The sequence below is a fragment of the Sphingobium sp. WTD-1 genome (assembly GCF_030128825.1).
Taxonomy (GTDB): Bacteria; Pseudomonadota; Alphaproteobacteria; order Sphingomonadales; family Sphingomonadaceae; genus Sphingobium.
On record NZ_CP119127.1, the window covers coordinates 1,406,354 to 1,426,793 of the forward strand.

Annotated in this window: 19 protein-coding genes; 8 read left to right on the forward strand and 11 right to left on the reverse strand. The window is 66.2% G+C overall.

Annotation, left to right across the window (positions count from 1 at the left end):
- Positions 1 to 18: 18 nt before the first annotated feature.
- Both N6H05_RS06990 and N6H05_RS06995 read left to right on the forward strand, forming a co-directional pair.
- A complete protein-coding gene (locus N6H05_RS06990) occupies positions 19 to 915 on the forward strand; it encodes a pirin family protein (RefSeq protein WP_284113243.1) in 897 nt (298 codons plus the stop codon).
- 11 nt (positions 916 to 926) lie between these two features.
- The gene (locus N6H05_RS06995; RefSeq protein WP_284113244.1) at positions 927 to 1,307 is read left to right on the forward strand and encodes an OsmC family protein; all 381 of its coding nucleotides are present in this window, start codon (positions 927 to 929) and stop codon (positions 1,305 to 1,307) included.
- Positions 1,308 to 1,319: 12 nt separating this feature from the next.
- On the opposite strand, the gene N6H05_RS07000 is transcribed toward N6H05_RS06995, so the two are convergent.
- Positions 1,320 to 1,784: a low molecular weight protein-tyrosine-phosphatase gene (locus N6H05_RS07000; RefSeq protein WP_284113246.1), complete on the reverse strand. Its 465-nt coding sequence runs from the start codon at positions 1,782 to 1,784 to the stop codon at positions 1,320 to 1,322.
- Positions 1,781 to 3,229: a helicase HerA domain-containing protein gene (locus tag N6H05_RS07005; protein WP_278376912.1), complete on the reverse strand. Its 1,449-nt coding sequence runs from the start codon at positions 3,227 to 3,229 to the stop codon at positions 1,781 to 1,783. Before N6H05_RS07005 ends, N6H05_RS07000 begins: the two co-directional genes overlap by 4 nt.
- Before the next feature lie 114 nt (positions 3,230 to 3,343).
- Here N6H05_RS07005 and ppc point away from each other — a divergent pair, with 114 nt between their 5' ends.
- Positions 3,344 to 6,046, forward strand: coding sequence for a phosphoenolpyruvate carboxylase (gene ppc / locus N6H05_RS07010; RefSeq protein ID WP_284113247.1), 2,703 nt, complete (start codon positions 3,344 to 3,346; stop codon positions 6,044 to 6,046).
- Positions 6,047 to 6,225: 179 nt separating this feature from the next.
- Here the strand turns inward: ppc and N6H05_RS07015 are convergent, their stop codons facing one another.
- Positions 6,226 to 7,140, reverse strand: a complete 915-nt coding sequence (locus tag N6H05_RS07015) for a bifunctional helix-turn-helix transcriptional regulator/GNAT family N-acetyltransferase (protein ID WP_284113248.1) — start codon at positions 7,138 to 7,140, stop codon at positions 6,226 to 6,228.
- Between the two features lie 161 nt (positions 7,141 to 7,301).
- Positions 7,302 to 7,856, reverse strand: coding sequence for an outer membrane protein (locus N6H05_RS07020; RefSeq protein ID WP_004208639.1), 555 nt, complete (start codon positions 7,854 to 7,856; stop codon positions 7,302 to 7,304).
- Between the two features lie 315 nt (positions 7,857 to 8,171).
- On the opposite strand from N6H05_RS07020, the gene N6H05_RS07025 reads away from it, so the two are divergent.
- Both N6H05_RS07025 and N6H05_RS07030 read left to right on the forward strand, forming a co-directional pair.
- Positions 8,172 to 8,876, forward strand: coding sequence for a peptidase (locus tag N6H05_RS07025; protein WP_284113250.1), 705 nt, complete (start codon positions 8,172 to 8,174; stop codon positions 8,874 to 8,876).
- A gap of 14 nt (positions 8,877 to 8,890) precedes the next feature.
- Positions 8,891 to 9,577 (forward strand): hypothetical protein, encoded by a 687-nt coding sequence (locus N6H05_RS07030; RefSeq protein WP_284113251.1) that lies wholly within the window; start codon positions 8,891 to 8,893, stop codon positions 9,575 to 9,577.
- A 101-nt stretch (positions 9,578 to 9,678) separates the two neighbouring features.
- Here N6H05_RS07030 and N6H05_RS07035 read toward each other — a convergent pair whose 3' ends face one another.
- Entirely contained in the window at positions 9,679 to 10,131 is a 453-nt protein-coding gene (locus tag N6H05_RS07035; protein ID WP_004208636.1) for a peptidylprolyl isomerase, read from the reverse strand.
- A 182-nt stretch (positions 10,132 to 10,313) separates the two neighbouring features.
- On the opposite strand from N6H05_RS07035, the gene mgtE reads away from it, so the two are divergent.
- Both mgtE and N6H05_RS07045 read left to right on the forward strand, forming a co-directional pair.
- Entirely contained in the window at positions 10,314 to 11,765 is a 1,452-nt protein-coding gene (gene mgtE, locus N6H05_RS07040; RefSeq protein ID WP_284113252.1) for a magnesium transporter, read from the forward strand.
- A gap of 23 nt (positions 11,766 to 11,788) precedes the next feature.
- Positions 11,789 to 12,187, forward strand: coding sequence for a DUF1489 family protein (locus tag N6H05_RS07045; protein ID WP_010339600.1), 399 nt, complete (start codon positions 11,789 to 11,791; stop codon positions 12,185 to 12,187).
- Between the two features lie 18 nt (positions 12,188 to 12,205).
- Here the strand turns inward: N6H05_RS07045 and N6H05_RS07050 are convergent, their stop codons facing one another.
- The 6 genes from N6H05_RS07050 to N6H05_RS07075 all read right to left on the reverse strand — a co-directional run bounded on the left by N6H05_RS07050 (position 12,206) and on the right by N6H05_RS07075 (position 19,153).
- Positions 12,206 to 13,531 (reverse strand): metal-dependent hydrolase family protein, encoded by a 1,326-nt coding sequence (locus N6H05_RS07050; RefSeq protein WP_284113253.1) that lies wholly within the window; start codon positions 13,529 to 13,531, stop codon positions 12,206 to 12,208.
- Between the two features lie 67 nt (positions 13,532 to 13,598).
- Positions 13,599 to 15,005 (reverse strand): UdgX family uracil-DNA binding protein, encoded by a 1,407-nt coding sequence (locus N6H05_RS07055; RefSeq protein WP_284113254.1) that lies wholly within the window; start codon positions 15,003 to 15,005, stop codon positions 13,599 to 13,601.
- A gap of 10 nt (positions 15,006 to 15,015) precedes the next feature.
- Positions 15,016 to 15,486, reverse strand: coding sequence for a hemerythrin domain-containing protein (locus tag N6H05_RS07060; RefSeq protein ID WP_284113255.1), 471 nt, complete (start codon positions 15,484 to 15,486; stop codon positions 15,016 to 15,018).
- A gap of 79 nt (positions 15,487 to 15,565) precedes the next feature.
- The gene (locus N6H05_RS07065) at positions 15,566 to 15,922 is read right to left on the reverse strand and encodes a hypothetical protein (protein WP_284113256.1); all 357 of its coding nucleotides are present in this window, start codon (positions 15,920 to 15,922) and stop codon (positions 15,566 to 15,568) included.
- Positions 15,923 to 16,004: 82 nt separating this feature from the next.
- Positions 16,005 to 17,246 (reverse strand): putative DNA modification/repair radical SAM protein, encoded by a 1,242-nt coding sequence (locus N6H05_RS07070; protein ID WP_284113258.1) that lies wholly within the window; start codon positions 17,244 to 17,246, stop codon positions 16,005 to 16,007.
- 44 nt (positions 17,247 to 17,290) lie between these two features.
- Positions 17,291 to 19,153: a CHASE3 domain-containing protein gene (locus N6H05_RS07075; protein ID WP_284113259.1), complete on the reverse strand. Its 1,863-nt coding sequence runs from the start codon at positions 19,151 to 19,153 to the stop codon at positions 17,291 to 17,293.
- A gap of 119 nt (positions 19,154 to 19,272) precedes the next feature.
- Here N6H05_RS07075 and N6H05_RS07080 point away from each other — a divergent pair, with 119 nt between their 5' ends.
- Positions 19,273 to 20,424 (forward strand): NAD(P)/FAD-dependent oxidoreductase, encoded by a 1,152-nt coding sequence (locus tag N6H05_RS07080; protein ID WP_284113260.1) that lies wholly within the window; start codon positions 19,273 to 19,275, stop codon positions 20,422 to 20,424.
- Positions 20,425 to 20,440: the final 16 nt, after the last annotated feature.

Consider the following 20,440-nt stretch of genomic DNA (forward strand, 5'->3'; position numbering starts at 1 on the left):
GAAAAGAGGATAAGTCCCATGTCCATCCGCACTTCAGAAGTCGACGGCGTCGATCTGGTCATCCTGCCCCCGGTCCGCGATCTGGGCGATGGCTTCTCGGTCCGCCGCGCGCTGCCGTCGGCGCATCGCCGCATGGTCGGCCCCTTCATCTTCTTCGACCAGATGGGCGAGGCGACCTTCAACAGCGGCGAGGGGCTGGATGTGCGACCGCACCCGCATATTGGCCTCGCCACCGTCACCTATCTGCTGGAGGGCGAAATCCTGCACCGCGACAGCGTCGGATCGGTCCAGTCGATCCGCCCTGGCGAGGTCAACTGGATGACTGCGGGCAGTGGCATCGTCCATAGCGAGCGCACCAGCGAGGAAAATCGCGCCAAGGGTGGCAAGCTGTTCGGTCTGCAGACCTGGGTGGCGTTGCCGACTCAGGCGGAGGAAGTCGATCCGGGTTTCGCCCATCACAAGGCCGACGAAATCCCGACGATCGAGGATGCGGGCACGCGCCTGACCCTGATCGCCGGCAGTTCCGACGGTCTGGTATCGCCGGTGAAGACCTTCTCCGACATGGTCTATGCCGATATCGTGCTGCAGGACGGCGCCCGCTATCAGCTCAAGGCCGAGCATGTCGAACGCGCCATCTATGTGGTGCAGGGCGAAGTCGAGGTGATCGGCCAGACCGGTGGCTTCGCGACCGGCGAACTGGTGGTGTTCAAGCCCGGCGCGGAGATCATCCTTCGGGCCAAAGGCGCGACCCGGCTGATGCTGATGGGCGGCGAGCCGCTGCCCGAGAAGCGCCATATCTTCTGGAATTTCGTCTCGTCCTCGCCCGATCGGATCGAGCAGGCCAAGGCCGACTGGCAGGCGCAGCGCTTCGCCCCGGTGCCGGACGAGCATGAATTCATCGCCCTCCCGGCATAAGGAGCAGCATCATGGCCCAGGGTAGCGCCCATATCGGCAAGGACCGGTATCGCACGGAGATCGTCGTCGGCGGTCATGCCATCACCGCCGACGAGCCGGAGGCGCTGGGCGGCGCCAATCTTGGCCCGGCCCCCTATGACCTGCTGCTGGCGGCGCTGGGGGCCTGCACCGCGATCACGCTGCGCATGTATGCGGAAAAGAAGGGCTGGCCGCTTGAATCGCTCGACGTGGCGCTGCGCCTGTCGGGCAAGGAGGAAAAGCGTATCGACCGGACACTGGCGATCGTCGGGCTGGACGCGGAGCAACGGGCACGGCTGGCCGATGTCGCCGAGCGGACCCCGGTCACCCTGACCTTGAAGCAGGGCCTGCCGATCGCGACGACGCTGGCCTGATCGCGTTGGTGGTCAGGCCTGGAGCCTGGTCACGATCGCCCTGGCGGCGCGGGTGACATCGTCCCAGGTGATGTCGAAACCGGCATCAATGCCATAATAGGGGTCGGTGACCCCGCTGCCTTCCCACCCCGGTACCAGGTCCATCAGCAGCGACAGGCTGGCGGTGCCATCGGCGGGGCGGATGCGGCGCAGATTGGCGAGATTGTCGCTGTCGAGCGCGAAGATATGGGTGAAGCGGTGGAAATCCGCTGGCTTCGCCTGTCGCCCGCGATAGCCACTGATGTCGATGCCATGGCGCCGCGCCACCGCCTGCGCGCGCGGATCGGGCGCATCGCCGACATGCCAGTCGCCGGTGCCGGCCGAATCCACCACTATGTCCAGCCCGGCCTGTTCGGCCTCCGCTCGCAGCGCAGCTTCGGCGAGCGGGGAGCGACAGATATTGCCGAGGCAGACGAACAGGACCGACGCCTGCGTCATTCGGCAGCGGCCGTGCTGAGGCCGAGCGCGGGGATACCGATCGAGCGGCGGCCGCCGAAATCGGTGCGTGCCACGATCACGCCCAGCTTCTCCATATATTCGATCAACCGGCGGACGCGGCCGGGCGAACTGGTGCCATAGGCGCGGGCCAGCACCGTGTCCTCGGGGCAGGGCTCGCCCTCCATCGCCGCACGGGCGATCAGCAGGAAGGGCGCCAGCATATCTTCGGGCACCGGATCGGCGGCGCGGATCGGCTCTTCCCAGCGCGGGTCGGCCGAATCGCTCATGCCGGCGAGCGCCATGGCGAAGCGCTTGCGGAAGGCGGGCAGGTCGAGCGGCGGCTTGCGCAGCCCCTTCATCCGGCAGCGGACGCCGAAATCCTGGAACAGAGCGGCGACGCTGGGCACCGCGTCGCCCAGATCAGCGACGATCTCGTCCAGAACGGCGATCACGATCGGCTCATTCTCGCCGAAATCCAGCTCCGGCGCGGCGGGCTTGGCCGACGGCACATCGGCAAGCTGGCGCATGATCTCCTCGGCCGGGCGTGCCGGCGGTTCGGCGCGGGGCGGGGGCGGCGGCATCGATTCTTCCTCGACCCGCGCGAACAGCAATTCCTGAAAATCCTCGCCGGTGGTGATCGGCGGCGGCATCAGCTTGTGGGTGCCGCCGCGCGTGCCGGTCTTCACCGCCCCGATCTTCACCGCCACCGGGCGGCGCGCGATCGCCGGGCCAAGGCCCAGGAAACGGCCACGCTCCAGATCGCGGATCTGCTCCGCCTGGCGGCGCTCCATGCCCAGCAGGTCGGCGGCGCGGGCCATGTCGATGTCCAGGAAGGTGCGGCCCATCAGGAAGTTGGATGCTTCGGCCGCGACATTCTTGGCCAGTTTGGCCAGGCGCTGGGTGGCGATGACGCCGGCCAGGCCGCGCTTGCGGCCACGACACATCAGGTTGGTCATGGCCGCGAGCGACAGGCGCCGGGCCTCGTCCGACACGTCGCCGGCGGCGACCGGCGCGAACATCTGCGCCTCGTCCACCACCACCAAAGCGGGATACCAATGGTCGCGCGGCGCATCGAACAGGGTCGACAGGAAGGTCGCGGCGCAGCGCATCTGCGCTTCCAGTTCCAGCGACTCGAGGCTCAGCACCACCGAGGCGCGATGTTCGCGGATGCGGGCCGCCATCTTGACGATCTCGCGCTCATTATAGTCGCCGGCATCGATCACGACATGGCCATATTCGTCGGCCAGGGTGACGAAATCGCCTTCCGGGTCGATCACCACCTGCTGCACCATCGGCGCGCTTTCCTCCAGCAGGCGGCGCAGAAGGTGCGACTTGCCCGACCCGGAATTGCCCTGGACGAGCAGACGGGTGGCAAGCAGTTCCTCGACATCGACCAGCACGGGATTGCCCGTGCCGTCATTTCCTATGCTGATGCTGGCGGTCACGAACGTCCTTTGGCCCAGCCTGTGGCCTGCGCGCAACCCGTATTGGGCAGTTTGCCAGCGTTGGCCGCGTAATATCTTGACCATCTGATTGTTGCGGTGCAGCATCGATCCATCATGGAGAGCATAAACCCCGCCCAATCCGCGCCTGCGATCACGCAGAATCCCGACATCCGTTATCTGGGACGCCTGTTGGGCGATGTCATTCGGGCATATGGTGGGGAGAAGCTCTACAAGCAGACCGAATATATCCGCTCCGCCTCGGTCGACCGTGCGCGCGGGTTGCAAGGCGCTGACCTGACCGACACGGGCCTGGATGCCCTCAATCTCGACGACACGCTCAACTTCACCCGCGGCTTCATGCTGTTCTCGATGCTCGCCAATCTGGCCGAGGATCGGCAGGGCGTGGCGGCGGAACCCGGCGCCGATGTCGCGTCGGCGGTGGCCAGGCTCGAATCGCATGGCATCGGCAAGGATGCGGTGCTGGAATTGCTGTCGCACAGCCTGATCGTGCCGGTGCTGACCGCCCACCCGACCGAGGTGCGGCGCAAGAGCATGATCGATCACAAGAATCGCATCGCCGACCTGATGCAGCTGAAGGATGCCGGGCGGACCGAGACGGATGACGGCGAGAATCTGGACGAGGCGATCTTCCGCCAGATCGCGCTGCTGTGGCAGACGCGGCCGCTGCGTCGCGAAAAGCTGTTCGTGCAGGACGAGATCGACAATGTCCTGACCTATTTCCGCGACATCTTCCTGCCGACGCTGCCGGCGCTCTACGGCCGGTGGGAGCGGGTGCTGGGCGCACGGCCGCACAGCTTCCTGCGGGTCGGCAACTGGATCGGCGGCGACCGTGACGGCAACCCGTTCGTCCAGGCGCCGCAGCTGCGATCGGCACTGGGCCGCGGCTGCGAGGCGGCGCTGGCCTATTATATGGAATCGATCCATGCGCTGGGCGCGGAATTGTCGGTCTCGACCGAACTCGCCCATGTGCCCGAAGCGGTGCTGGCGCTGGCGGAGGCGAGCGGCGACGCATCGCCCAGCCGGCAGGACGAGCCCTACCGCCGGGCCATTTCGGGCATTTATGCGCGACTGGCGACCACCTATGTCCATCTGGTCGGCAAGGCCCCGCCGCGCCCGTCGGCGCTGAAGGGCGAGCCTTACGCCGCGCCGGGCGATTTCCGCCGCGACCTCGTCACCGTGGCACAGGGGCTGGCGAGCGAGGGTGATGGCGCGCTGTCGACCGGCGGCGCGCTCGGCCGGCTGATCCGCGCGGTCGAAACCTTCGGCTTCCATCTCGCCACGCTCGACATGCGGCAGAATAGCGACGTGCATCAGCGCGTGGTCGCCGAACTGCTGAAGGTCGCCGGGGTCGAGGCGGATTATGCCGGGCTCGACGAATTTGCCCGCATCGCCCTGTTGCGCAGGGAACTGGCGACCAACCGGCCGCTCGGCACGCGCTTTGCCGAATATTCCGGCGAAACGGCGTCGGAACTGGCGATCGTCCATGCCGCCGCCGAGGCGCACCGCACCTATGGGCCGCAGTGCATCACCCATTATATCATTTCCAAGGCCGAAAGCGTGTCCGACATGCTGGAAGTCAATATCCTGCTGAAGGAAGCCGGGCTGTGGCGCGCGCCGGAAAATGGCGACCCGGCCAAGGCGGCGATCATGTCGATCCCGCTGTTCGAGACGATCGGCGACCTTGAGGCCGCGCCCAAGATCATGACCGCCTATTTCGGCCTGCCCGAAATTGCCGGGGTGGTGCAGGCGCGCGGCCATCAGGAAGTGATGATCGGCTATTCCGACAGCAACAAGGATGGCGGCTACATCACCTCGACCTGGAGCCTCTACAAGGCGAGCCAGGCGCTGGAGCCGGTCTTCGCCGAGGCCGGGGCGGCGATGCAGCTGTTCCATGGTCGGGGCGGCGCGGTCGGGCGTGGCGGTGGTTCGGCGTTCAAGGCGATCCAGGCGCAGCCGCGCGGCAGCGTGCAGGGGCGCATTCGCATCACCGAACAGGGCGAGGTGATCGCTGCCAAGTTCGGCACGCGCGACGTGGCGATGACCAATCTGGAAGCGATGACCAGCGCGACCCTGCTCGCCAGCCTGGAACCCGAGGGCGTGTCGGCGAAGGATGCCGCCCGCTTTGCCGCGGCGATGGACGAACTGTCGAAGAACGCCTTCACCGCCTATCGCGACCTGGTCTACGGCACCGATGGGTTCAAGGAATTCTTCCGCCAGCTCACCCCGATCCAGGAAATTTCCGGTCTCAAGATCGGGTCGCGCCCGGCGAGCCGGACCAAGAGCACCGCGATCGAGGATCTGCGCGCCATTCCCTGGGTGTTCAGCTGGGCACAGGCCCGCGTGATGCTGCCGGGCTGGTATGGCTTTGGCCATGCGATCGCCGCGTTCGAGGACAAGGCGCTGCTGGCCGACATGGCGCAGCATTGGTCCTTCCTGCAGTCGGCGCTGGCCAATCTGGAGATGGTGCTGGCCAAGTCGGACCTCGGCATTGCGGCGCGATATTTGCCGCTGGTCGAGGACCAGGCCAAGGCGGAAACGCTGTTCGGGCGTATCCGCGAAGGCTGGTCGCTGACCCATGATGGGCTGCTGGCCGCCACCGGCCAGTCGCGCCTGCTGGAACGGAGCCCGACGACCGAGACGTCGATCCGGCTGCGGCTTCCCTATATCGAGCCGCTCAATCTGTTGCAGGTGGAACTGCTCAAGCGCTATCGTGCCGGCGAGGATGATGCCCGGATCAAGGAAGGCATCGAACTGTCGATCAACGCGATCGCGACCGCGCTGCGCAACAGCGGCTGAGTTGGAACGCTACGGAGCGGGTGGGGATGGCCGACCCGCTCCGTAGGATTTGCCGCGCTTAACTTCGCACATTTCCCGCACATTTCGATCTTATCGATCAATTGTGGGAAATCATGTTGCGAGCCGCCAGCCGGTCCATTCCCCTTATAGCATCGCTTCGCTGGATAGGACAGGCGCGGTCAGGGATGGAGGGCGATGCGCCAGGTCTCGCCCTCGATCGGGTCGCCGAAGACGGTGTGGACGTCGCTCGATACGCAGACGAAGCCATGCCGGGCATAGATGCGGCGCGCAGGTTCCAATATCTTGTGCGTCCAGAGGGTGACGGCGCGATAATGTTTGTCGCGGGCGAATTGCAGGCAGTTGGCGACCAGCGCGTCACCAATGCCGCGCCGCCGGGCAAAGGGCTCGACATGGAGCAGGCGCAGCCGGGCGAGGCCGTCGCCCTCGTCGGTCAGGAATATCGCGCCCGCCATGACGCCGTCGATCTCCGCGATCCAGCATTGTTCGCGATCCGGCTTGAAGTCGCGCAGGAAGGCGGCGACGGTTTCGGCCTCCAGCGTTTCGAGCGGCCGGCCCCAGCCATGGCTGGCGGCGTAGAGGATCGACTGGCGGGTGACGACCTGGCTGACCTCGCCGGTGCGGAAGGGGCGGATGGTGAAGGGGCCGCCGCTGGCGGGATCGAGCAACAGCCGGGCGCGGGTGAGCGCCTGGAGCAGATCCTGCTGCTCGACGCTGTCGAGCCGGTCCAGATCCTGGGCGACGACGGCGCGCTGGCGGCTGTCGATCTGCTCGAAGGCGGCGCGGCCGGCGGTGGTGAGGCGGATCGGACGGACGCGGGCGTCGGCCGCTTCCTGATCACGGACGATCCACTCCTTCTTCTCGAAACGCGCGATCATGCGGCTCAGATAGCCGCGATCCAGGTCCAGTTCGGCCTGGAGCGTGCTGGCCAGCACCGGTTCCAGCCGGGCGATCTCGAACAGCAGCCGCGCCTCGGGCAGGTTGGCGTCGCTGTCGAGGAAGCGCGCGTCGATCGCCCCCACATGGCGGGTGAAGAAGCGGTTGAAGGTGCGGATGGTTGCAATGGCCTGTTCCATGCCGATGCTTCAGCATGGATTGTTGACGCAGTCAACTATATTGGAACAGGCGAATGCGGGACGGCCGCAGTCCATGGCCGTCCCGCACCCCAGATCCCTCGGCAGAGGGATGAAGCCTTGGCAGATGGGCCGATCCCTGACCGGCCCATCCGTTCATGCGATCAATATTTGACGACGACGCCGGCCATCGGGCGGATCGAATGGAAATTGCCGGTCGTGTCGGCCTGGACGCGCAGGCGGACATTGCTGCGCTCGGCCGAGCTGCCAAGGTCGGCGGGCGACAGTTCGAGGCCCGCGCCATAGGTCATGCCATGATAGTCGCGGCTATCCTTGCCCAGCGCATCGAAATTGGTCCACTGATAGCCGACCTTGCCGAAGAACATGCTGTCCTTGCCGGCCTTCACGCCGACGCGGCCGGCCGCGCCATATTCCCAGTCGATGTCGCCGCTGACGCCCTTGGACACGGTGCCTTCGACGCCCAGCACGAGCGGGCCGGCGACATTATAGTTCACGCCCGCGACGCCTTCGACCATGCGGCCCTTGTAGCCGACGGGGGGAATACCCTCCTTGCTGGTCTCGCTGTCATAGTTATGCACGCCCGCCATCACGCCGACATAGGGTTCGATGCGGCGGGTGGAGCTGCTGTCTTCCTGCGCCATGGCGGCGGCAGGCAACAGGGTGGCGGCAGCAACTGCCGTGAAAAGCAGTGTCTTCATGGGGGTGACCCTTTATCTGTTTCTGAAAATTGGGCCGGGGTGTGGACCCGCCGGCATGTCCCGTGCGCTGCAAGCGTCTGCGAGGACATGGGGCATCAATGGTCGGGGCCTGCGGAAGGTTTCCTGAACGAAATGCGAAATATTGCCCAGGCCATGATTATGTGTTGGAAACGACACGGTTTCTGTCAGGGGGATGAACGAAAGTCGCTTTTTCTGAACCACAGATAAATGCCCGATCTTGAACCGCTTTTCATTCACCGCCAATTCAACCGCGCGGCGTTAACCGGGGTCATGAAGCATATGAGGAGACAGGCAATGATGCGGACCGGATCACGATTCCTGGCTGCGCTTGGTCTCGCGAGCGCTATGGCCCTGGGGGGCTGCGCCTATGATGACGGCTATGGCTATGGCGGCGTGAGCGTCGGGACCGGCTATTATGGCGGTGGCGGCTATTATGGCGACGGCTATTACGGGCCCTATGGCTATGCGCCCGGCGGCTATGGCGGCTGGTACAATGACTATTATTATCCCGGCAGCGGCTATTATGTCTATGATCGGGGCGGGACGCGGCATCGCTGGAACGATGGCCAGCGTCGCTACTGGGAAGCGCGCCGCAAGGATCGGCCGGGCAATGGTCGGCCCGGTGACGGCAGGCCCGGTTATGGGCGACCCGGTGATGGACGTCCGGGCTGGGATCGTCCCGGTGACGGGCGCCCCGATGGTAATCGGCCGGGGGACGGACGCCCTGGCGGTCGCCCCGGCTGGAATGGCGGTGATGGTCGGCCCAATGACGGCAATTGGAACCGTCCGCGTCCGCCGCGCGGCAATGACACGCCGGGCCGTGGGCGTCCCGGCGCCAGCGGCGGCGACCAGCGTTATGTGCCGCAGCCTGGCCAGCGCCCGCCCCAGGCGAGCCGCCCGCCGCGCGACATGGGCGGCAGCGCCCGTCCGGCACCGCGCATGCGGACCGATGGCACAAGAGGCGGTGGGCGCGAACCGATCCGGACTCAGCCCAATTGATGTGGGAGAAATCTATGAGGGGTATGGCCGGCGCCGCGTTGCTGCTGGGCCTGATGAGCCTGACTGCCTGCGACGGGCGGGAGGAAAGCGCTATCGACAATCTGGCCAATGGCGCCAATGCCAGCCAGGTCGAGAATAATGTCCGGGCCGAGGCGCAGGCGCTGATGGAGCCGCTGGCGCCGCCGGCGCCCGGCACGCCCGGCGGGCTGCCGGTCGAACCGGCACCGGCCGAGGAAGGCGCGATCGACCCCGACAGCGCGCAGGGCGCGGCGCAGGTGGTGCAGGGCTATTATGGCTTGCTGGAGGAAAAGCGCTTCAGCGACGCGCAGGATCTGTGGAACGACAAGAGCGCGATCGGCGCGCAGGATGATGCGCATTTTGCCGGCCGCTTCCGTGGTTTCAGCGAGATCCATGCCAATATCGGCAGCCCGGCCGAGATCGAGGGCGCGGCCGGATCAAGCTTCGTGACGGTGCCGGTGCAGGTCTATGGCCGGCTGAAGGCGAACGGCAAGCCTTGGTATCGGCTGCGCCAGGTGGTGCTGCGCCGGGTCGATGCGGTGCCGGGCGCGAGCGAGGCGGAGCGGCGCTGGCATATCGAATCGATCGGCGCCTATGTCGCGCCGCCGGCGGACGAGGCGGACAATGCGACCCAGACCGCGCAGTTGATTTCCGCGACCGACGGCATGGCCCGGAAACACTGACCCGGAAACGCAGACACCGGCGCGGCGGGGCCGCACCGGTGTCGGGGCTTGGCCCGCCGCCACGCCCATGAGGGCTGGCGGTGGCCTTGACGGCGTATCGCTTAGGCGACGGTCGCCTTGACGATCTTGCCCGGCGTCTTGGGCGGCTCGCCCTTGGGCAGCGCGTCGACATGTTCCATGCCCGAGGTGACTTCGCCCCAGACGGTATATTGGCCGTCGAGGAAGGTGGCGTCGTCGAAGCAGATGAAGAACTGGCTGTTGGCGCTGTTCGGGTTCATCGCACGCGCCATCGAGCACACGCCGCGGACATGCGGTTCGCGGCTGAATTCGGCCTTGATGTCGGGCAGCTTGGAACCGCCCATGCCGGTGCCGGTCGGATCGCCGCCCTGCGCCATGAAGCCGGGGATGACGCGGTGGAAGACCACGCCGTCATAGAAGCCGTCCTTGGCAAGGGTGGTGATGCGTTCGACATGGCCGGGCGCCAGATCCGGGCGCAGCTTGATCACGACGTCGCCGCCGCTGTCGAGGGAAAGGGTAAGGGTTTCGTCGGCCATGAAAGATCCTCTCATTGGGGAAGGCGTTGATCGCCTCATATAGAGGCTTGGGATGGGGATGGAAGCGGCGTTTGGCAAAGCCTGTCCCATCTGTTGCCAAAGCGCGTCCAACCCCATTGCAATTATATTGTGCATCGGCGAAAGCATCGACATGTTACAGGAACCGGACAGTTGCGCGCGCCATGACCGAACGTGGCGATTTGGCCGAGCCGCGGCCGCACGAGGAACTTGCTGACGAGACTCTGATCTCGGCTGGCGGGGAGCAGGCCGAGTCGAGCCTGGACGAGGATGACCGGCTGAAGCCCGAATTCCTGTCCGCCGTGCTGGATGCGGTGGACGAAGGTGACATAGACCATGCGCGCGAGCTGGTCTCGCCGCTGCATCCCGCCGACATTGCCGACCTTCTGGAACTGACGCCCGCCGAGCAGCGTGGCGAAGTGGCCGCCGCGCTGGGCGATCTGGTCGGCGCGGAGGTTCTGTCCGAACTCAACGACTATGTGCGCGACGACCTGATCGGCGCGCTGGCGCCCGAGCAGGTCGCCGAATTCGCCTCCGAACTCGATACCGACGACGCCGTCGCGATCATCGAGGACATGGAGGAGGCCGACCAGCAGGCGGTGCTGGAGGCGATGGAGCCGGAGGATCGCGCCGCGATCGAGTCCGCGCTGTCCTATCCCGAAGAATCCGCCGGCCGCATGATGCAGCGCGACCTGGTCGCGGTGCCCGAGCATATGACGGTCGGCCAGGTGATCGACTATCTGCGCGACAATGGCGACCTGACCCGCGATTTCTGGGAAATCTTCGTCGTCGACGAAGGGCATAAGCCGATCGGCACCTGTCAGCTGAGCTGGGTGCTGACCTGTCCGCGCGGCGTTGCCATGGCCGACCTGATGAAGCGCGAGCAGACGCTGATCCCGGTCGACATGGACCAGGAAGAAGTGGCGCTGCGCTTCCAGAAATATGCGCTGATTTCTGCTGCGGTGATCGACGGCAGCGGCCGGCTGGTCGGCATGATCACGGTCGATGACATCGTCCACATCATTTCCGAGGAAGCGGGCGAGGATATTCTCCGCCTGTCGGGTGCGGGCGAAGGCGACATCAACGAGCCGGTGATCGACAGCTATCGCGCGCGCGTGCGCTGGCTGCTGACCAATTTGCTGACCGCGCTGGTCGCGTCGACCATCATCGGCATTTTCGAACATACGATCGAGAAGATGGTGGCGCTCGCCACGCTGATGCCGATCGTCGCGGGGGTGGGCGGCAATGCCGGCAGCCAGACCATGGCGGTGACGGTGCGCGCGCTGGCCACCAACCAGATTACCGGATCGAACGCTCGTCGCACCATATTGCGCGAAATTCGCGTGGCGCTGCTCAACGGCTGCACCGTGGCGCTGGTGCTGGGGCTGGGCGTCGGGCTGGTGTTCCACAATGTCGCGCTGGGCGGCGTGATAGCCGCGGCGATGATGACCAATATCGTGACGGCCGGGTTGGCGGGCGCGGCGGTGCCGCTGGCGTTCGACCGGATGAACCTGGACCCGGCGGTGGCATCCTCCATCTTCGTCACCATGATCACGGATTCGATGGGCTTCTTCGCTTTTCTCGGGCTGGCGACGGCGGCGGGATTGACCGGCTGAACCGCCGCCCCATCTAGACGCCAATGCCGCTGCACCTGACCAAGATCGCCTTCCAGAGCGAAAGCCCCGCGACCCTCAAGGCCTGGCTGGAAAGCCATGCGGACGAGGCGCGCCTGACCACCCGCTATTTGCCCAAGCGGCTGGAGGAGATGGAGGGCGGATCGCTCTACTGGATTCACGGCCATGCGCTGGTCGGCCGCAGTCCGATCCTGGGATTTCAGGAGACCGGGCAGGGGCGCTACTGGATCCGGCTGGCGCCACGGCTGATCCCGGTGCGCACGGCCCCCAAGCGCGCGCATCAGGGCTGGCGCTATCTGGAGGACAAGGATGCGCCGCCCGATCTGGGCGGGGGCGAGGCGGACGATCTGGAAGCGATGCCGCCGGCCATGCTGAACGAACTGGCCCGGCTGGGGCTGGTCTGACGCCAGCCCCAACCAGAATCAGATCATCGGCTTGCCGTCGGCCTTGACCACGGCGCCGCCCTTCATGACGAAGCCGACCTTTTCGAGCTGGCGGACATCGGCCAGCGGATCGCCGTCGACCGCGATCAGGTCGGCATAGCGGCCGGCCTGCAACGTGCCGACATCGGCGCTGCCCAGCAGGTCGGCGGCATTGGCGGTGGCGGCCTTGATCGCCTCCATCGTCGGCATGCCCGCGCGCACCATCAGCGCGAATTCCTGCGCATTTTCGCCATGGTCGGACAGGCCGAACGTGTCGGTGCCAAAGGCGATCTTGACCCCGGCGGCATAGGCATCGCGCAGATTCTTCTGCAGCAGCGGGCCGATCACCAGCGCCTTTTCGGCGGTCGAGGGATTGAGCTGTTCGGGATGCTCCTTGGCGCGCTGATAGACGCGCTCGCCCACCAGCATGGTCGGCACCAGATAGGCGCCATATTGCTTGAAGATCTTGTAGCTGCCGGCGTCGGCATAGGAGCCATGCTCGATCGAATCGACGCCCAGCGCAATCGTGTGGTCGATCGCCTCCTTGCCATGGGCATGGGCCGCGACCTTCATGCCCAGGCTATGGGCGGTGTCGATCACCGCCTTGATCTCCTCGTCGGTCATCAGCTGATGCTTGGGATCGTCGCCGATCGACATGACCCCGCCCGAGGGCATGATCTTGATGAGGTCGGCGCCTTCGCGCTTCAGCCGGCGCACGGCGATGCGGGCGGCTTCCGGGCTGTCGATCACATTGTCGCTGATGTGCGGAATGTCGGCAAATTCGACGCGCAGGCCGTTGACCGCGTCGCCATGGCCGCCGGTCGGGCCGAGCGGCGTGCCCGCCACCCACAGGCGCGGGCCGGGGATGACGGCGCCGTCGATCGATTTCTTGAGCGCGACGATCACCTGGGTGTCGGCGCCGCAGTCGCGGACCGAGGTGAAGCCGGCGAGCAGCGTGTTGCGCACGAAGCCGGTTGCCTCAATCGCGTCCTCATAGGCGCTGCGCGTCACCGCGTTGCGGATCGGGTCGCCGCTGTGCCAGCCGGCGGTGATATGGTCATGGGTGTCGATCAGGCCCGGCAGCACGGTCTTGGCCGACAGGTCGATCACCTCCGCGCCGGCGGGCGTGACGAAGCCCGGCTGGATCGCGGTGATGCGATCGTCATGAATCAGGATCGACACTTTCTCGCGCGCGGCGGCGCCGGTGCCGTCGATCATCCGTCCGGCATGGACCACGACATCCTTGGCCATTACGGCCGGCGCCGACACCGCGACCAGCGCCGTCATGCTGCATGCGGCCAGCGCCGCTGCCTTCCCCCAGATCATGTAACCCCCTGTTTAATTTGATGGCGGCAGCGTCGCGCGCGGCGAGCCGGCCGTCAACGGATTTATGTCAGGTCCGGGCGTGGAGCCGTTCGCCGACCATCCGCAGATCGGCGACGAAGCGGGCCTGTTCCTGCGCCTGGCGATCGGGGTCGGGCAGGCGCAGCAGGTAGCTGGGATGGACGGTGATCCAGGCTTCGGCGCCGTGGTCGAGCGGGAGGGGACGGCTGCGCATCTGGCTGATCGTCACAGGCTTGCCCAGCAGGGCGCGAGCGGCGGTGGCCCCCAAAGCGACGATGATACGCGGGCGGATCAGGTCCAGTTCCTGTTCCAGCCACCAGCGGCAGGCCTTGATCTCCGGCACGTCGGGCGTCTGGTGCAGGCGGCGCTTGCCGCGCTGCTCATATTTGAAATGCTTGACGGCGTTGGTGACATAGGCGCGTGCCCGATCCACGCCGGCTTCGGCCAGCGCGGCATCGAACAATTGCCCGGCGGGGCCGACAAAGGGGCGGCCAGCCAGATCCTCCTGATCGCCCGGCTGTTCGCCGATGAAGAGCAAAGATGCGTCGAGCGGACCTTCGCCGAACACGGTCTGCGTGGCCGGCCCGTGCAGCGGGCAGCGGGTGCAGGCCATCGCTTCGTTCCGCAACGCCTGCCAGGCAGCGCGGCTGTTGCCCGTGCGGGCTGCGGGGCGGGGAGCGGTGGCGATCATCGCCGCCTCGCGCGCCTGGGCGCCGGCGACCAGATCGGGGATGAGGGCGGCTTCGGGCAGGTTGCGCCAATATTTGCGCGGCATTTCTGACAGCATCGCCCCGGTCTTCAGCCGGGCCGGGTTGAAGATGGCGGCATAATAGCCCTTCCACACATCTTCGACGGGATCTTCGGCCGGGGCGTCGCCGCGCTGCGCGCCGGGGCCTTCGGTCAATATGTCGCCATCCCAGTGGATGCTGACCTCCGGCGTCAGGATCGACCAGCGCATCGAGGCGAAGCGGCGGGTGAAGAAGCCGGCATTGGCGCGGACGATATGATGGTCCGGCTCGAACCAGGCGATGAAGCGCGGGCCGTCGCCTTCATCCAGTTCGCGGAAGCGGACGAAGGCGCGCATCTTGTGGATATCGCGCCGCACCGCCTTGGCCAGATCCTCGACCCGGCGGAGCAGCGGATCAGCGCGATCCTCCATCCGGCCGGGCGTCGCCCGGACTGCCAGCAACAGGCCGTAGAGCAGGGCGAAGCGGGCGGGGTCGCGATGGAGGATCGCGCTTTGCGCCAGTTCGACAAAGGCGCGCGGCACGGAGAAGACTGCATCCGCCGGGGGGGCGGGCAGGGGTGTTGCGTCACTGCCGAACAGGTCGGGCGTGGCGCTGCCCGCAACGTCCCAGAGAATGGCGTCGGCGGGAATGGCGGCCAGAGCCAGCGCGCGGGCCGCATCACGCCAGCCCTCGAAATCGTCCGGCCCCGCCAGCGTCACCCGATGCATGGCCGTCCGCTCAGTCCTCGGCCTCGGCACGGGCCAGTTCGGCAGGCTTGCGCTTGGCGAACAGCTTCGCCAGCTTTTCCTCCTCGGCGGCGCTCAGTGCCTTGGCGGCGTCGGGGAACATTTCTTCTTCTTCCTCCTCGATATGGTGGAGGTAGCGCTTCTTCAGCTGGTCGAAGGTGCGGCGCCAGGCATCGCCATTGAATTTGAGGCCGTCCAGTTCCTCCAGAAAATCGTCGATTTCCTTATGTTCGGACACGCTGTGCTGGGCATCCTCGCGCAGGTCGGGTTGGGCGAGCATGGTGGCGTAGAGCGTCTCTTCCTCGGCGGCGGCATGGGCTGTCACCTCGACCTTGAACTGGTCGAACAGCTTTTCCAGCCGGTCGTCATCCTTTTCGCGCGTTGCCTCCGCCATCTTGTCGAACAGCTGGCGATGGGCGTCATGATCCTGTTTCAGGCGATCGAAAATACTGGCCTTGGCCATGGGCAATCCTCCTTCATGCGATGAAGGGGGAAACGATGGCCCAGTAAAAAGGGTCCGGCCTGTAAAAAGGGTTCGGCGCTTAGCCGAACAGCGCGTGGAAGATGATCGCCACCGGAATCCAGAGCAGCGCGCCCAGCAGGCTGGTGCCCCAGAGCTGGAGCAGGTCGCGGCGGAAGCGCAGGCGCAGGCCGGCATGGGACAGCCCGCTATGATCCAGCATCTGCCAGCGATGTTCGAGCGCACGGGCGGCGATGGCGAAACCGCCGATCGCGATGATGACGCCAAGGTGCAGGACCAGCGAGCCGCCCATCTTGGCGACGATGAAGATCTGAAGCAGGCAGAAGACGACAAGGGCCGCCGCAAGATGCGTGCTGATGCGCTTGGCAAAGCCTGCGCCCTGCCGCTCCATGGCCTGATTGTCGAAAAGTGTCGCCAAAGTCCCGATCCCCTTGCTGATCGTGTTACAAGAGTTTCATGAACCGTGCTTGCGATCAACCGCAAAATTGCCTCGGCTCCCCTTAAAAAAGTTCGAGCTGGGCGGCGGGACGCCGCAACCGCGCGGACAGATCGACTCGGTCGGCCAACTGGACCGGGCGCCAGTCGGCGGCGATCAGGAAGGGGCGCAGCTTGACGATGGATGTGGTCATGCGCGCGACATCCTCCAGCCGCAGCCGGCGATGGCGGCGACTGGCCAGGATGCGGTCGACCGCCTTCACCCCCAGGCCCGGCACCCGGAGCAGCATTTCGCGTGGCGCATGGTTGACGTCGACCGGGAAGCTGGCGCGATGCTGCAAGGCCCAGGCGAGCTTGGGGTCGATGTCGAGCGGCAGGCATCCACTGTCCCGATCGGTGGCGGCGGCGACTTCGGTGGCGGAATAGCCATAGAAGCGCATCATCCAGTCCGACTGGTAGAGCCGATGTTCGCGCATCAGCGGCGGGCGCTTGAGCGGCAGCACGCTGCTGGGCGAGGGGATGGGGGAGAAGGCGCTGTAATAGACGCGACGCAGCCGGTGCCGGTCATAGAGGCTGCTGGCGCGCTGGATGATGGCGCGATCATCGGCGGCATCGGCACCGACGATCATCTGGGTCGACTGGCCCGCCGGGGCAAAGCGCGGGGCGTGGCGATATTTGCGGCGGGCGTCGCCCATATCGTCCATCTGGCTGCGCATCTGCGCCATCGCCCCCTCGATCCGGCGGCCGTCCTTTTCCGGCGCCAGCTGCTTGAGGCCGGGTTCGGTCGGCAGCTCGACATTGATCGACAGCCGATCGGCATGGAGGCCGGCCTGATGCAGCAGCTCCGGGTCGGCGTCGGGAATGGTCTTCAGATGGATATAGCCGCGAAAATCATGATCCTCGCGCAGGCTGCGGGCGACCTCGACCATCTGCTCCATCGTATAGTCGGACGAGCGGATGATGCCGGAGGAGAGGAACAGCCCCTCGATATAGTTGCGGCGGTAGAAGCTGAGCGTGAGGTCGACCACTTCGCGCGCGGTGAAGCGGGCGCGGCGGACATCGCTCGACCGGCGATTGATGCAATAATGGCAATCGAAGATGCAGCTGTTGGTCAGCAATATCTTCAGCAGCGAGATGCAGCGGCCATCGGGCGCATAGGCATGGCAAATGCCCATGCCTTCGGTCGAGCCTATCCCCTTGCCGTCGCGCGAATCCCGCTTGGTCGTGCCGGACGAGGCGCAGGACGCGTCATATTTGGCGGCATCGGCAAGGATTTCTAGCTTTTCACGGGTGGACAGGGCGGACATATGTTCATGTTACGTTCCTGAATCCGGCTTGTCCATAATCCAGATCAGGCCGGTTCCTCGTCCAGCACCTGGCGCACCTTGCCGGCGAGCTGGTCCATGGTGAAGGGCTTGGCCAGGAAGGCGACGCCGGGATCGAGCATGCCGTTATGGACGATGGCGTTGCGGGTATAGCCGGTGGTGTAGAGGACGCGCAGCTCCGGCCGGTCGGCACGGGCGCGGTCGGCCAGGATGCGGCCGTTTATGCCGGGCATGACGATGTCGGTGAAGAGCAGGTCGACCCGCGGTTCGATCGCCAGCATTGCCAGCGCCTGTTCGCCATCGGCGGCCTGGACGATGGTGTAGCCCAGTTCGCGCAGGGAATCGACCGACATGTGGCGCACCCGGTCCTCATCCTCGACCACCAGGATGATCTCGTCCCCCTGGGCACGGGGCAGGTCGAGGGCGATGGCGGGCGCCACCGGATCGGCGACCGGCACGCCATAATGGCGGGGCAGATAGATCTTGATCGTGCTGCCCTGACCGGGTTCGGAATAGATTTTCACATGGCCGTGCGACTGGCGGACAAAGCCGAACACCTGGCTCAGGCCCAGGCCCGTGCCCTTGCCCACGCCCTTGGTGGTGAAGAAGGGATCGAAGGCGCGCTCGACCACGTCGGGCGTCATGCCGGTGCCGCTGTCGGTGACCGACACCAGCACATATTGGCCGGGGATCACCTCCGCATGGGCGGCGGCATAGGCATCGTCGAGATAGGCATTGCCGGTTTCGACCGTCAGCCGGCCGCCATCGGGCATGGCGTCGCGGGCATTGACGCACAGGTTCAGGATCGCCGCTTCCAGCTGGCCGGGATCGATGCTGGCCCGCCACAGGCCGCCGGCCAGCACGCTTTCCACCCGCACCCGCTCGCCGATCGTGCGGCGCAGCATGTCCGACATGCCGCCCACCAGCTTGTTCACGTCGGTCGACTGCGGCGCCAGTGGTTGCTGGCGCGAGAAGGCGAGCAGCCGCGCGGTCAGTTGCGCGGCGCGCTGCGCCCCCTCGGTCGCATTGTCGAGGCCGTTGCTGATGCGCCGATCGATGTCGGCCGGCAGGCGGCGGCGCGCCATGTCGAGCGAGCCGATGACGACAGCGAGCATATTGTTGAAGTCATGGGCGATGCCGCCGGTCAGCTGGCCGATCGATTCCATCTTCTGGAGCTGACGGACCTGCGCCTCCATCGCCGTGCGCTGTTCCGCTTCGCTGACCAGCCGGGCATTGGCGTCAGCGAGCGCCCGTTCGCTCGCGACCGCCTCGATCATGCGGCGGCGCGCATTGCGCAGTGCCAGCAGGCCCAGGATGATGACCAAAGCGGCACTGACCGACAGGCTGGCCGTAACCCAGAAGGTCAGCCGGTTGGCCTCGATACTGCGCAGGCGCAGCAGGTCTGTCTCGCGCGCCTTCATGGCGGTGATATGGGCATGGATGCCGGCCATCGACATCAGGCCCGGCGCAAAGGCGTTGGGATCGACCGGGCGGTTGCGCCGTCGCAATTCGATCCCGCCCTCCAGCAGGGTCAGGCGCTGCGCCAGCATCTGGCCCAGCCGATCGGTCGCCTGCACCTGTTCCGGATTGTCGCGCACATCGTCGCGCAATTGCGCGATCTCGCCCGGCCAGTCCGCCTTGAACGCGTCGAACGGCCCCAGGAAGGGGTCCTGCCGGGTCAGCATATAGCCGCGCTGGGCGCTTTCGGCGGCCTGCACCCGCGACAGGATGACCGACAGGCGGTTTTCGACGCGCAACGTGTGATTGACCCAGCCGATTTCGGCTTGCTGGCTGCGGTAGAGCCAGATGGTGCCGCTCACCGCAACGACCACGGTGGCAAGAGCGAGCAGCAGAACGACGAGGGATCGTTCGGGACGGAGCGCGTTCATCTGGTCTTAATGGGCAATTAACAACGGTGGGGCAACCCGCTTGTGTCCGTTACGCGACGGACCGTTACGGTTATGTTCGGGCGCTTCGTTGAACCGATCGACAAAGAGGGGGCAGGATCATGGACAGACGCGATTTTCTGGCGCGGGGCCTGGGCGGGCTGGGCGCCCTGTCGCTGGCGGCGGGGGCGGATGCGGCAACCCTGTTCGATCCGCTGGCCGGGCTGGAGCCGATCCGCGCGACGCCCGATCGCATCTTCCGCATCACCGTCTGCCTGCGGCCCTTCCGCGCCGCCGGGCCGCGCATCGCGGCGGAAGAGGTGGGGCGCAAGCGGGTCGTCCATCATTATGGCCATGGCGGCAGCGGCTGGTCGCTGTCCTGGGGATCGGCCGAGGTTGCGGTCGGCATGGCGCTGGCGGAGGGGGTGACGGATATCGCCGTCATCGGCGCCGGTGCGATCGGCCTCACCACTGCGCTCACCGCCCAGCGCGCCGGGGCGAAAGTGACGATCTATGCCAGGGAGCAATTCCCCGACGTGCGATCGGCGCGGGCGACCGGCACCTGGTCGCCCGATTCACGGATCGCGATGGAGGGCGGCGTGGATGCCGGCTTTGGCGATCGCTGGGAGGCGATGGCGCGGCGATCCTTCGCTTTCTATCAGGGGCTGCTCGGCCTGCCGGGCGATCCGGTGGAATGGACCGACCGTTACATGCTGTCGGACGGTCTGGCCGTGGCGCCCGCCGTCCAGAGGGTGACGCCGGAGCGGCCCGATCGCTTCATCCGGCTGGAGGAGCGGCTGCATGACATCATGCCGCGATCGGTCGAGCTGGAGCCGGGCACCCATCCCTTCCGCACCGAGCGGGCCCGGCGCAGCAGTTCGCTGACCTTCAATGTCGCCGATCTCGCCCATCAACTGACCACGGATTTCCTGATCGGCGGCGGCCGCATCGTGCCGATGGAATTGCACGAACCCCAGGACGTGATGCGGCTGAAGCAGAAGACAGTCATCAACTGCACCGGCTATGGCGCGCGGGCTTTGTGGCGGGACGAGAGCATCGTGCCGGTGCGCGGCCAGATCGCCTGGCTGATCCCGCAGGCGGGCGCCACCTATGGCGTCTATCATGACAAGCTGGCGATGCTGGCGCGGCGCGACGGCATCGTGGTGCAGGAGGTCGGGGACGACGACTGGTTCGGTTATGGCGACGCCAACGAGACGCCCGACCGCGAAGCTGCCGAGGCGTCGGTGCGCAAGCTGGCGGGCTTCTGGAAATAGCGCGCCGCCGTCCAGC

Excerpts from the sequence above, each read along its gene's own strand:
- N6H05_RS07000 (WP_284113246.1), bottom strand. The coding sequence starts at position 1,784 with ATGACGCAGGCGTCGGTCCTGTTCGTCTGCCTCGGCAATATCTGTCGC.
- N6H05_RS07060 (WP_284113255.1), bottom strand. The coding sequence starts at position 15,486 with ATGGCCAAGGCCAGTATTTTCGATCGCCTGAAACAGGATCATGACGCC.
- N6H05_RS07035 (WP_004208636.1), bottom strand. The coding sequence starts at position 10,131 with ATGGCCGACGAAACCCTTACCCTTTCCCTCGACAGCGGCGGCGACGTC.
- N6H05_RS07025 (WP_284113250.1), top strand. The coding sequence starts at position 8,172 with ATGATGCGGACCGGATCACGATTCCTGGCTGCGCTTGGTCTCGCGAGC.
- N6H05_RS07080 (WP_284113260.1), top strand. The coding sequence starts at position 19,273 with ATGGACAGACGCGATTTTCTGGCGCGGGGCCTGGGCGGGCTGGGCGCC.
- N6H05_RS06995 (WP_284113244.1), top strand. The coding sequence starts at position 927 with ATGGCCCAGGGTAGCGCCCATATCGGCAAGGACCGGTATCGCACGGAG.
- mgtE (WP_284113252.1), top strand. The coding sequence starts at position 10,314 with ATGACCGAACGTGGCGATTTGGCCGAGCCGCGGCCGCACGAGGAACTT.
- N6H05_RS07055 (WP_284113254.1), bottom strand. The coding sequence starts at position 15,005 with ATGCATCGGGTGACGCTGGCGGGGCCGGACGATTTCGAGGGCTGGCGT.
- N6H05_RS07075 (WP_284113259.1), bottom strand. The coding sequence starts at position 19,153 with ATGAACGCGCTCCGTCCCGAACGATCCCTCGTCGTTCTGCTGCTCGCT.
- ppc (WP_284113247.1), top strand. The coding sequence starts at position 3,344 with ATGGAGAGCATAAACCCCGCCCAATCCGCGCCTGCGATCACGCAGAAT.
- N6H05_RS06990 (WP_284113243.1), top strand. The coding sequence starts at position 19 with ATGTCCATCCGCACTTCAGAAGTCGACGGCGTCGATCTGGTCATCCTG.
- N6H05_RS07020 (WP_004208639.1), bottom strand. The coding sequence starts at position 7,856 with ATGAAGACACTGCTTTTCACGGCAGTTGCTGCCGCCACCCTGTTGCCT.
- N6H05_RS07050 (WP_284113253.1), bottom strand. The coding sequence starts at position 13,531 with ATGATCTGGGGGAAGGCAGCGGCGCTGGCCGCATGCAGCATGACGGCG.
- N6H05_RS07030 (WP_284113251.1), top strand. The coding sequence starts at position 8,891 with ATGAGGGGTATGGCCGGCGCCGCGTTGCTGCTGGGCCTGATGAGCCTG.
- N6H05_RS07045 (WP_010339600.1), top strand. The coding sequence starts at position 11,789 with ATGCCGCTGCACCTGACCAAGATCGCCTTCCAGAGCGAAAGCCCCGCG.
- N6H05_RS07015 (WP_284113248.1), bottom strand. The coding sequence starts at position 7,140 with ATGGAACAGGCCATTGCAACCATCCGCACCTTCAACCGCTTCTTCACC.
- N6H05_RS07070 (WP_284113258.1), bottom strand. The coding sequence starts at position 17,246 with ATGTCCGCCCTGTCCACCCGTGAAAAGCTAGAAATCCTTGCCGATGCC.